This window comes from Microvirga sp. HBU67558, assembly GCF_018069605.1.
In the GTDB taxonomy this organism is placed as follows: domain Bacteria; phylum Pseudomonadota; class Alphaproteobacteria; order Rhizobiales; family Beijerinckiaceae; genus Microvirga; species Microvirga terrae.
In genome coordinates this window covers 1-290 of the sequence record NZ_JAGPUP010000105.1, presented here as the reverse complement: position 1 = coordinate 290, position 290 = coordinate 1, and the positions used below count along the sequence as shown (strand labels likewise).

The 290-nt window shown below is 68.6% G+C and carries 1 pseudogene; it reads left to right on the top strand.

Annotated elements, in window-relative coordinates:
* Positions 1-40 precede the first annotated feature (40 nt).
* Positions 41-290, top strand: a pseudogene (locus KBI52_RS00430) (molybdopterin molybdenumtransferase MoeA); the annotation flags it as partial.

The following is a 290-nucleotide window of genomic DNA, read 5'->3' as shown; positions in this document are numbered from 1 at the left end:
CGCCGCCGACCTGCCGCTCCCGCCATTCGACCAGTCGGCCATGGATGGCTACGCCCTGGCCGCCGGAGATGGCCTGCCGGTCGGCGCGGTCCTCACAGTGCTGGGACGCGTGGCGGCGGGCGACGGGGCCCGGACACTTCCTCCGAATTCTGCCTTGCGCATTCTTACAGGAGCGATGGTCCCGCACGGCGCCGATGCAGTTGTCATGCAGGAGAATGTAACCCGTGCCGGCGATAGGATCGTCCTGTCCCGCATTCAGCGTCCCGGGGACAACATCCGACGTCGCGGGG